Genomic DNA, 12,427 nt, shown 5'->3' on the forward strand with positions numbered 1-12,427 from the left:
ACAATAAAAATTTATTCTCATGAAGTATTACCTGTTGCTGATCTTGTTTTTCAGCAGCTTTCATTTATTTCCCCAAAAAAAAGTAAAATCGGCTGTTCAGGACAAACTTTCACCTGCAACAACGGCAAATATTGAAGGCCATATTGGAGAAAAGCTTGATGCTTCTTTCAACAACCGGGTATTGGCACAGGATGCTCACCGGTTGATCCGTCCGTTCACAATCCACGATGAGCACAGCTGCTGGCAGAGCGAATTCTGGGGCAAATGGTTCACTTCAGCCATATTGGCTTATTCCTACCGCCCTGACCAGCAACTTATCAATAAGCTTAAAAATGCAGCGTACGAACTGATGGCAACACAGACTCCCGAAGGCTACATTGGCAATTATGCCTCCGAAAGCCGGTTGAAAGCGTGGGATATCTGGGGAAGAAAATACGTTATGCTGGGTTTAATTGCTTATTACGATGTATCAAAAGACAGAAAGGCATTGGAAGCGGCTGCAAAAGAAGCAGATTTTCTTATCCAGGAATTAGCGGATAAAAATGCCCTGATTGTAAAAATGGGTAACCACAGAGGTATGGCTGCCTCTTCTGTCCTGGAACCGGTTTGTCAGCTCTACATGCGAACCGGGAATGAAAGGTATCTGGATTTTGCGGAAGAAATTGTTCGTCAATGGGAAACGCCAGAAGGGCCTCAGCTTATTTCCAAAGCATCGGTTCCTGTGGGTCAACGATTTGCAAAACCGGCTGAAAATTGGTACGGATGGGAACAGGGACAAAAAGCATATGAAATGATGTCGTGCTACGAAGGGTTGCTTGAGCTCTACCGGATTACAGGAAAAGAATCTTACAAAAAAGCTGCAGAGCAAACCTGGCAAAGCATTACGGATACCGAAATAAATATTGCAGGTTCGGGTGCGGCAATGGAAGCCTGGTTCTCCGGAAAAAAAATCCAGCACGTCCCCATAGCGCATTATCAGGAGACGTGCGTGACCGTTACGTGGATAAAATTCAATCAACAATTACTCAGGCTGACCGGCGAGTCAAAGTATGCCGACGCCATTGAATGGGCATATTACAATGCTTTGTTGGGAGCAATGAGACCCGATGGGTCTGACTGGGCAAAATATACACCGCTTTCCGGCCAAAGGCTACCCGGATCGGAGCAATGTGGAATGGGATTGAACTGCTGCAATGCCAGCGGGCCTCGCGGATTATTCACTATTCCCTTAACAGCAGTTATGTCGAGCAACGAAGGCCTGAATATAAATTTCTACATGGAAGGTTCTTATCAAACAACTTCACCCCAAAAAAATGTAATTACCGTAAAACAACATACGGATTATCCTGTTTCGGGAAATGTGAATATATCGCTTGAAATGAAAACGGCTGAAAACATGACGTTGGCCTTAAGGATTCCCTCTTGGAGTGATGAGTCAACCGTTTTAATCAACGACCAGCCGGTTGAAAAGGTGACTCGGGGCGATTACCTGAAAATCAGCCGTACCTGGAAAGAGGGTGATAAGATTCAAATCAGATTGGATATGAAAGGGGAACTCCATTATACGGGTCAAAGCCCGGTAAACGTTGCTATCACACGCGGACCTGTTGTCTTAACGCGAGACGAAAGGTTGGCCGGCCCTAAACTCGAAGCCGTAATCGCTCCAATAAAAGACAAGAACGGATTTATCCACTTAACTCCCCAAAAAAACCATAATTCCGATGCTTGGATGGTTTTTTCCGCTAAGTTCCTGCCCGAAGCTTATACCGAATACAACGCAGAACCCGTTGAAGTAAATTTATGCGACTATGCTTCTGCTGGCAATACAATGGGCACCTACCCCTTTTTTAAAGTCTGGATGCCGCAGTTAGTGGATCCGAGAAAAACGGAATAAACATTTAATTATTTAAAAATGAAAATCAAGAGTTTACTGTTTTCAATAATTTTGCTTGGAGCAAGCACTCTGTTTTCTCAAAACAATATTTTGAAAAACGCTTTTGAGAACAGATTACAAAAGGATGATATGACTCAAAGTTACGTCACTCCCGCCAAACTAGTCTGGTCTTCCGATCAAACGGGAGAGCATGTAAAAAACCCGGAGGTTCTTTTGAAAGAATTTGACGGTCAGCTATCCACAAGCGGTGCCGGAATGTGCGTCATGCGTTCCGATACAGATAAACAGGCATCGGTTTTACTGGATTTTGGGACGGAACTCTATGGCGGTCTCCAGCTAGCAGCCGGAATCAGGGGAAACAAAAAACCGCTAAAGGTAAGGGTAAGGCTGGGAGAATCGGTCTCGGAAGCGATGAGTAACAGCATTGACAACTCTGTTCCCGGAATGAATTCTGCCACTAACGATCATTCATTAAGGGATTTTATCATCGAGTTGCCATGGCTGGGAAGTGTTGAAGTGGGAAATTCAGGATTCAGGTTCGTACGAATTGATCTGTTGGATTTGAACGAAGATCTTCCGTTAAAGGCGGTCAGGGCCATCTTCCGGTACCGGGACATTCCTTATACCGGATCCTTCAGGTGCGACAACGAAAGGCTAAACAGAATATGGGAAACCGGTGCATATACTGTCCATTTGAACATGCAGGAGTACCTCTGGGACGGGATTAAACGCGACCGGCTTGTTTGGGTCGGCGACATGCATCCGGAGGTGATGACAATAAACACGGTATTCGGGAAAAATGAAGTGGTCAGGAAAAGCCTCGATTTTGCCCGAGACACAACTCCTTTACCCGGATGGATGAACACCATCTCCTCCTATTCTTTATGGTGGATTATTATTCACCGGGACTTATACCTGCATCAGGGAGATTTAGCATACCTGAAAGAACAGCAAACATACTTGAACGCCCTTATTCAACAAATTGTTGCCCGGGTATCAAACGGAAAGGAAGAGCTCGACGGTGGACGCTTTTTAGACTGGCCCACGTCAGAGAAAAAGGATGTTATTCATTCCGGGTTGCAAGCCCTGACGATCATGAGCCTGAAAGCGGGAGAAGATATTGCTGGCTGGTTAAAGGATGAGGCGCTAAAAAAGATGTGCCTATCCAGCTTATCCTCCATGCAGAAATACATCCCTTCACACCGGGACAGCAAACAGGCAGCCGCCCTGCTGTCCATAGCCAACGTTCTCCCTTCCGCTTCTGCATCAAAAGTGATATTGAAGGACGGGGCAACCGATTTTGCCACTTTCTACGGATATTACATGCTGGAAGCATTGGCTAAAGACGGAAAATACGAAGAAGCCATGGACATCATCTCGGACTATTGGGGTGCTATGCTGGACCTGGGAGCTACTACTTTTTGGGAGAATTTCATCTATGAAGAAAGAAAAAATGCAGGCCGGATTGATGAATTGGTTTCCGAATCAAAATACGACATACACGCAGATGGCGGCGACTACTGTTACGTAGGGCTGAGGGGAAGCCTGTGCCACGGTTGGGCTTCAGGACCCACTACCTGGTTGACGGAACACGTTTTAGGCATTAAGGTTGTAGAACCCGGCGCCAAAACAATCCGGATAAAACCCAACCTGGGGAACCTGAAATTTGCCGAAGGCAACTACCCTACCCCATACGGAAAGGTTTATGTTAAACATGTAAAGCAGGCTGACGGAAAGATAAATACCACCGTTCATGCACCGAAAGAAATAAACGTTATCAAGTAGATTTATATTTAAGCAAAACATCATGGTAAAGATTTTATGTGGCCTCTCTCTCTTTCTATTACTTTTCACTTCGTGTAAACAGAATAATACCGAGACCATTCTCCAACAATCAAAATCCCTGGAATCCGGTTTTATTTCCCCACCCGACACGGTTCAAACCAGTGTTTACTGGTACTGGATCTCCGATAACATCTCCAGGGAAGGGGTTATTAAAGACCTCCATGCCATGAAAGAAGTGGGGATAAACAGGGCTTTTATTGGCAACATCGGACTCAATGACCTCCCTTCTGGAGACGTTAAAATGTTTACTGAAGAATGGTGGGAAATTATGCATTTGGCTTTAAAGACAGCCTCTGACTTAGGTATCGAAATAGGGATATTCAACTCCCCCGGGTGGAGCCAGTCGGGTGGGCCGTGGATAAAACCCGAAGAATCCATGCGGTATCTTACATCTTCCCAGTTAACGGTGGAAGGGCCAAAAAAATTATCGCAAAAAATTGATCCGCCTGCCGATTTTTTTCAGGATGTTAAAGTATTGGCATACCGGATGCCCGGTAACGTTCAACCGGATGTAAACGACAAGAACGCGACGATAAGCTCAGTTCCTTCCCACCAACAGTTGTCGAGGATTGTTGACAAAAACGGAGCTACTTCCCTATCAATTTCTCCGGCAAGTGAATTTACTATTACGTTTGATACCGGGCAGCCTTTTACGGCAAGAAGCGTAACCGTTACATTGGCCGAAACACCGGCTTCCGTAGAAGCGGTCTTTCAGGCTAAGGACGACAGGGGGGAATACAGGATTGTTTCGGAATTCAGTGTCAACCGATCGAACATAAGCCTGAACGTGGGCTTCAAACCTTTCGCCCCAGTCGTGATTTCCATTCCGGCTACAACATCACAAAGCTTTAAACTGGTGCTTAAAAACATACGCAAGCCTTTGAACCTGGCCGAGGTGGAAATCAGCGGCCTGCCTAAGGTGGAAAGATACAGCGAAAAGACATTGGCCAAGATGCACCCTACCCCTCTGCCTTATTGGGATGCTTATCTTTGGCGAGAACAACCCGAAGCGGATGACAGAAGCCTGGCTGTTCAAACAGACCAGGTAATCGATATTTCGGAATCTCTTTCTACAGATGGAACCCTAAACTGGGAGGTACCTGAAGGAAACTGGAGGATACTGCGGATGGGGATGACGACAACCCGTGTGACAAACAGCCCGGCTTCTCCTGAAGCGACCGGCCTGGAGGTGGACAAAATGAGCAAAAAGTGGGTAGCTGAACATTTCGACAGGTTTATAGGAGAAATCATAAGAAGGGTACCCGAACAGGACAGGAAAACATTCAAAGTAGTAGTACAAGATAGTTACGAAACAGGAGGACAAAACTTTACCGATGGATTCCTCGATGAGTTCAGGGAGAGATACGGGTACAACCCTGTACCTTTCCTACCCGTATTCGAAGGAGTGGTAGTAAACAGCCAACTCGAATCGGACAGGTTCCTGTGGGATATCAGGAGGATGATTGCAGACAAAGTGGCGTACGATTATGTGGGCGGATTAAGGGATGTCAGCCACAAGCACGGACTAAGAACATGGCTCGAGAACTACGGACACTGGGGATTTCCCGGGGAATTTCTGATGTATGGAGGACAATCCGATGAGATCGGCGGTGAGTTCTGGAGCGAGGGAGAGTTGGGAGATATCGAAAACAGAGCCGCAACCTCGGCCGGACACATTTACGGAAAAAACAAAATATCAGCCGAATCAAACACCTCGGGTGGGCCGGCTTATTCGCGTTATCCCGCCAAAATGAAACAACGGAACGACCGTTTCTTCGCCGAAGGGATCAACAGCACTCTGCTTCACGTCTATATCATGCAGCCCTATGAAGATAGGAATCCGGGTGTGAATGCCTGGTTCGGAAACGAATTCGACCGGAAAAATACATGGTTCTCTCAACTGGACGTGTATATACAATACCTGAAAAGAGTAAATTTCATGCTCCAGCAGGGTCTGAACGTTGCTGACGTAGCGTATTTTATTGGAGAAGATGCTCCTAAAATGACAGGGACCACCGATCCACCACTGCCCGTCGGATACCAGTTCGATTACATCAATGCCGAGGTAATTCTAAGGGACATAGAAGTAAAGGATGGCAAACTCACCTTACCGCACGGCACACAGTATAAAGTGCTGGTGTTGCCAAAACTCGAAACAATGAGGCCCGAGCTTCTCAAAAAAATTAAACAACTGGTACAGGATGGAGCCGTAGTTCACGGCCCCGCCCCTTCCCGCTCACCCAGCCTTCAGAATCAGCCGGAGGCTGACCGGGAAGTGATGAGAACGGCTGCCGAGCTGTGGGCCGAAGTGGACGGGATAAAGGTGAAAGAAAGAACCTACGGAAAAGGACGGATCATGGATGGATTAACGTTGGAGGAGGTCTTTCGCAGCATCAACCAGATCCCCGACTGCAGACTGCCTGAGGATAATTCCATCCACTACGGACACAGGACAATGAAGGGAATAGACATTTATTTCCTTAGCAACCAGACCGATAAAGAAACAGTGATCCAGCCTGAATTCAGGGTTACCGGTAAACAACCAGAACTGTGGGAAACGAACAACGGTAACATCAGGCCTCTTCCTGCATTCAAAGCCAAAACAGAATCTACGGTTGTACCTCTGAAACTAGCTCCATACGAGAGTGTATTTATTGTATTTAGGAACAAAGCAGGAAAAAATGTAATGAACAATCTTGAAGAGAACTATCCGACACCGGAAATCATTGCTGATCTGAAAGGACCCTGGCGTGTCACCTTTGATCCCGCTTTCAGAGGGCCTGCCAGCCCACTAGTGTTTGATACTCTATACGACTGGACTACCTCCCGGAATGATTCTATAAAATACTATTCCGGAACAGCCACTTATTCTATTACATTCAAAGCTCCTGATAACAAAGGGAATAAGACCATTGAGTTAGACTTAGGTAGCCTGACCGCCATGGCCAAAGTGAAAATCAACGGTAATTATGCAGGGGGAGTATGGTCCTATCCCTACAAGCTGGATATCACCCAAGGGGTGAAACCGGGACAAAACGAACTGGAGATAGAAGTGGTAAACAACTGGATGAACCGACTGATAGGTGACCAGCTACTTCCTGACCATAAGAGAGAAACATGGAGTTTTGTCAATCCTTACAATACAAAAAGTAAGTTACAGCCATCAGGTCTTTTTGGACCGGTAACAATTGAAACCGTTGAATATCATAATTAATATCACACACATGAAAATAGATAATTTGCAGATAATCAGGATATTATCTGGTTTTTTAACATTGATATTCGCATCACTGATTAATATCTTCGCACAAAATACCAACCCTGAGAACACTGCATTCCAAATCAATCAACACAATACCAAACTATCAGACGAATTGGTTGATTTGTTCATTTCCCCACCTGCGAATGCAAAGCCAAGAGTCATGTGGATGTGGATGGGTACAAGCATCAGCAAAGAAGGTATCACTCGCGACTTGGAAACATTACATGAGGCTGGCTTTGGCGGGACAACCATGTTTAGTTTAACTGATGTAAATACGGTTTTCGCATATGATTTCGAAAACTCCTTTCAGAAAAACATCGTTGCATGGACCGAACCGTGGTGGGAACTTGTCCGGTTCGCGGCCGAAGAATCAAAGAGACTGGGGATGGACTTTGGAATGAATAATTGCCCGGGCTATGAGACAAGTGGAGGAAAATGGATTCCTGTTGAATATTCCATGCAGCAGATATGTTATTCGGAAACTGCAGCAGAGGGAGGAAAGCCCATCTCATTGTACATCCCCAAACCCACGGTTGACCCGAGAGCGGTTATGCTTGGTCCGGTACACAACCCGGAAACCGGAAAATTGGAAAAGCCCGTTATCCCGGAACGTAACACCTATTTCAAAGATATTGCTCTTTTAGCCATTCCTGACGATAATAAACCTGTTAGCCCGGATCAAATCATTGATCTGACAGACAAAATGAATGCCAACAATACGGTTGATTGCATGTTACCGGAAGGGAAATGGACAATATATCGATTTGGACACACTACCATGGGGGCATTAATTTATCCAGCTCAATGGAAAGCAGCTGGATTTGAATGCGATAAAATGAATCCAGATGCTGTTTCTTTTCATCTGGATCACATTATCAGTGAATCTAAGAAACATCTAAAAGATCTTGTTGGTAATACCTTCTCGCATTTTCACTTCGACAGCTATGAAGCAGGAAACGCCAACTGGACACCCCGTATGAAAGAAGAATTTCATGCCAGAAGGGGATACGATCTCACGCCTTATCTATTGACTTTTGCTGACAAAATTTTTGTAGACAGTATCAAGACTAGACAATTCAAGCAAGATTTTAATGCCACAGTGAGAGACCTTCATGCAGATGTCTATTTCTCTATCATTCAGAAAAAATTACACGAAGCCAATCTCATCTTCTCGAGTGAACCGTATGGAGGTCCCTGGAAAGAAGAAGATGTTTTGCCGAAGGTAGATCGTGTTATGACAGAATTTTGGACAACGAATAACCGATATACTCCCTACAAGGTTAAACCCACTATCGAAGCTGCCAGGAAGAGCGGACAAAATCTTATAGAAGCAGAAGCTTTTTCAGGCCAGCCATCCATGAGTATGTGGTCAGAGACACCTCACGGGCTCAAAGCAATTGGCGATGAGGCTTTTTGTGAGGGTATCAATCGATTCGTTCTTCACCGTTTTACGCAGCAACCCTATGCGGAGAAATACAAGCCCGGTGTCTCTATGGGACAATGGGGTACACATTTTGACCATACTCAAACATGGTGGGAACACGGTAAAGCAGTGTTTAAATATTGGCACCGCTGTCAGGCCATGTTACTCTACGGAAAGAACGTTGATGACCCCAATGCTTTTAAAGTAGTCACAAATGAAAGCAATATATCACTGAAGTCAATCCAACGGAGCCACCAAACAATCCACTTCTTTTTTGTTGCCAATGTTTCACGGGAACAGGGAAATGTCATATGTTCGTTTCCTTATGCCGGTAATAAACCAGAACTATGGGATCCTGTCACAACCACTATTCGTGATTTACCAGCGTACACAATTGAAGATGGAAGAATTCATATACCCCTCAATTTTTCACCATCACAGAGTTTTTTCATTGTATTCAGGACACCCCTGTCTCATAAATCTTCAACCCTTTCCCTTAAAAATTTCCCGAATCATAAGGTTGTGAAAGACATCTCACGTGATTGGTCGGTAACCTTTGACCATAGATGGGGTGGTCCGGAGAGACCAGTCCTCTTTTCAAGATTGGAAGATTGGACAGAAAATACTGATAAGAGGATTAAATATTATAGCGGTACAGCTACATACCACAAGTTATTCGATTGTGAAGAAACGCTTTTGGGAAAAGATATTTTCGTCGATTTAGGTCATGTCAAACACATTGCCCGTGTTCGTGTTAACGGCACAGATTTGGGAGTAGTCTGGTGTGATCCATGGATGACAAAAATCCCTGCAGAAATATTAAAAAGGAACAATAACGAAATACTAATTGAAATTACGAATGTGTGGGCAAACCGGTTAATTGGAGATGAACAGGAACCTGAAGATATGGAATGGGGTATGGCTGACTTTGGTTACGGCAAGTTTCGTTACATGAAAAAGTTTCCGGATTGGTTTTTGAACAACCAACCAAGACCTTCAAAAGGAAGATATTGTTTCACAACTTATAATTATTTCACAAGAGAATCCCCATTAATACCATCAGGCCTGATTGGTCCGGTCCGTTTACTTTTAATTGATGCTTCTACAACTGTTCCATTAAGTTAATTTAATGATAGCATAAGGAAATGAGAACATTTAAATTTTCACTTAATCTCTTCCTGTTTTTGGTTGCTCTTCTTATCTCTTCGTGCACAAGCAACAACAGGAAAAACAACGGTCAGGAATCAGAATATATTCTGGCAGCCTTTTACTGGCCGGCATACCATTACGAACCGCGCGCTGAATTTCTGTTCCCCGATAAAAAAGGGGAATGGGAGATCATTTATAATGCTGTACCTAAAGAAGAAGGCCATCAACAACCGAAAGTCCCTTTATGGGGATACCTGGACGAGGCAGATCCGGAGGATATGGGCAAAAAGATTGATGCCGCACTCGATTACGGAGTGAATACTTTTATTTTCGATTGGTACTGGTACGAGAATAAACCTTTCCTGGAGGATGCCGTAAACAATGGATTTTTAAAAGCGAACAACAATCGGATGAACTTCTACTTAATGTGGGCCAATCACGATGCAACAACATATTGGGACGTAGATAATCCCAATATAGATTCAGTTATCTGGGATGGAGAAGTGAACAGGGAACAATTTAACATTGTGGTGGACCGGGTCATTTCACGCTATTTTAAAGAACCTTCCTATTTAAAGATAAACGATGAACCTGTCTTCTGCATTTACGAGTTAAATACACTCATCCATGGTTTAGGAGGGGCTGAAAAAACCAAAGAGGCGTTGGATTATTTCACCCGGAAAACGAAAGAGGCCGGATTTTCAGGACTGCATTTGCAAGCTGTTTTATGGGGAGCATTACCCTCAACCCTTGTGGGGGTACCCGGAGACAGTATAGAGAGTCAGAACAAAGTACTGGAATTTTTCGGATTCAAAAGCTTAACAAACTATTGTTGGGCTCACCTGCAAAATCCTGACGGAGATTACGAAGTGTGGGGAGATGCATCCACCGGTATGTGGGATAAATTCAACAACGACTTTTCCATGACCTATTTCCCAAATGTAACAATCAGCTGGGACGCCAATCCTCGTTTTCTTTTTAAAGCAGGATACATAGATAACTCCACACCTCAAAAGTTTGAGAAGTATCTGATTAAAGCAAAAAAGTTTGTCGACAACAACTCCATCGAACCCAAAATAATTACCTTAAACGCATGGAACGAATGGTCGGAAGGGAGTTACCTGGAACCGGACACTGTTTGGGAATACGGATATCTGGAAGCTGTAAAACATGTTTTCCCCGGAAATAATAACCAATGACCTAAAAGAAAGAATGAGACCTATTTTAATCGTTTGTATTTTAACTATTAGCTTGTTCAGTACCTATGCTCAGGAAGATTTCTATAAAGCGTACCGACAAGAATGGCTCCAAAAGGCTGAAGACAACAAACCCCAGCTAGTGATTACTGAAAAGAAACCCGTCCGGGTAATCAACATTGTCCGCGATGAAAATTCTTTTCAACACTGGAAAATTGTTCCTCATTCAGCTATCGATTCATTTTACTCCACCACATTCAAAAAAAATCAATCGACGATCCTCGATTTCAAGGAACATATAACCGGTTATTTTACGTTTTCTATTCGCCCTACCAACATAACCCCGGATGCTCCATTGCGGTTAAAATTCACATTCGGTGAAGTGCCATCGGAACTGGCAGTATCCTTTGAGCCATACACGGGTAGTTTAAGTAGAGCCTGGCTTCAGGATGAAACCGTCACGGTTACTGCCTTGCCACAAACGATAACCATACCCCGGCGCCTCTCTTTCAGGTATGTTAAAATTGAACTGATCGCGTCACCTTCGTATGATTTTTATGTATCGGATATAAAGTGTAATGCCGGTACTTCAGTAACCTCTGTACCACAAGAACTGGCTCCCTCTACTGAAGAAATAATAAAAAAAATCGATCAGACAGGGTTAGCCACTCTAAAAGAATGTATGCAAACGGTTTACGAGGACGGGCCCAAAAGAGACCAACGGTTATGGATAGGCGACCTGTATTTACAGGCGATGACCAATAATTATTCTTTCGGGCAACATGACCTGACAAAGCGTTGTCTGTATTTGTTAGCAGGCCTGAGCCACCGGAATGGCTACCTGCATCCCTGCATCTATGAAACACCGGAACCCCGTGGTGATGAACGGCTGTTCCTATTGGAATACGCCCTTCTCTTTAATGCAACCCTTAAAGATTACCTTCTGGCAACCAACGACAAACAAACTGCTTTGGATTTATGGCCAGTAGCCAAAAAACAATTGGACATCATCTATCAATATGTAGACAAGGATGGATTGATGGATTTTGCCAGAGCAAACAGGGAATGGTGGATCTTTATTGACTGGCGTGAAGGATTACACAAAGAAGTGCCTTTACAGGGAGTGTCCATTTTTGCTTTACAAGAAACGTATAAGCTGGCACAACTGATCGGAAAGGAAGATGAAGTAAAAAATGTTCCTCCGTTGATAAAAAAAATGAAAAGCACGGCACGTAAAAAATTTTACAATAAGAAAACCGGTTTTTTTGCCGGCACAATCAACCATCAGGTTTCTTATGCGTCGCAGTTATGGATGATTTTAAGCGGTGTAGCAACTACAAAAGAAGCGCAAACTGCATTATTGAATCTCTCCCATGCCCGCGATGTAAGTTATCCGGGAACTCCCTATCTTTATCACTATTACATTCAATCGCTTATAAATAGCGGGTTACACAGTCTTGCAAAACAAGAATTAAAAAAATATTGGGGCGGGATGCTAGAGAAGGGAGCTGATACCTTTTGGGAGGCCTATGATCCTAATGACGATTTTCTTTCCCCTTACAATTTTTTTCCGGTGAATAGCTATTGTCATGCCTGGAGCTGTACTCCGGTCTATTTCATCAGAAAATATCCGGAAATATTTCAGCTAAAATAAATCT

Annotated in this window: 6 protein-coding genes; all 6 read left to right on the forward strand. The window is 44.0% G+C overall.

What is annotated here, in order from left to right:
* The first annotated feature begins 19 nt into the window (after positions 1-19).
* Genes KCV26_00355 through KCV26_00380 form a run of 6 tightly spaced genes read left to right on the forward strand, consistent with a single transcriptional unit; the run spans position 20 to position 12,423 of the window.
* Positions 20-1,894, forward strand: coding sequence for a glycoside hydrolase family 127 protein (locus KCV26_00355; protein ID WZX36878.1), 1,875 nt, complete (start codon positions 20-22; stop codon positions 1,892-1,894).
* 18 nt (positions 1,895-1,912) lie between these two features.
* Complete coding sequence (locus KCV26_00360) at positions 1,913-3,679, forward strand: alpha-L-rhamnosidase (protein ID WZX36879.1); 1,767 nt, start codon at positions 1,913-1,915, stop codon at positions 3,677-3,679.
* A gap of 22 nt (positions 3,680-3,701) precedes the next feature.
* The gene (locus KCV26_00365; protein ID WZX36880.1) at positions 3,702-6,953 is read left to right on the forward strand and encodes a glycoside hydrolase family 2; all 3,252 of its coding nucleotides are present in this window, start codon (positions 3,702-3,704) and stop codon (positions 6,951-6,953) included.
* A gap of 10 nt (positions 6,954-6,963) precedes the next feature.
* The gene (locus KCV26_00370) at positions 6,964-9,549 is read left to right on the forward strand and encodes a hypothetical protein (protein ID WZX36881.1); all 2,586 of its coding nucleotides are present in this window, start codon (positions 6,964-6,966) and stop codon (positions 9,547-9,549) included.
* Between the two features lie 20 nt (positions 9,550-9,569).
* Positions 9,570-10,772 carry a glycoside hydrolase family 99-like domain-containing protein gene (locus KCV26_00375; GenBank protein ID WZX36882.1) on the forward strand — a complete coding sequence of 401 codons (1,203 nt, stop codon included), beginning with the start codon at positions 9,570-9,572 and terminating at the stop codon, positions 10,770-10,772.
* Between the two features lie 13 nt (positions 10,773-10,785).
* Entirely contained in the window at positions 10,786-12,423 is a 1,638-nt protein-coding gene (locus tag KCV26_00380) for a glycoside hydrolase (protein ID WZX36883.1), read from the forward strand.
* Positions 12,424-12,427 lie beyond the last annotated feature (4 nt).

This window comes from Petrimonas sulfuriphila (assembly GCA_038561985.1).
GTDB lineage: Bacteria > Bacteroidota > Bacteroidia > Bacteroidales > Dysgonomonadaceae > Petrimonas > Petrimonas sulfuriphila.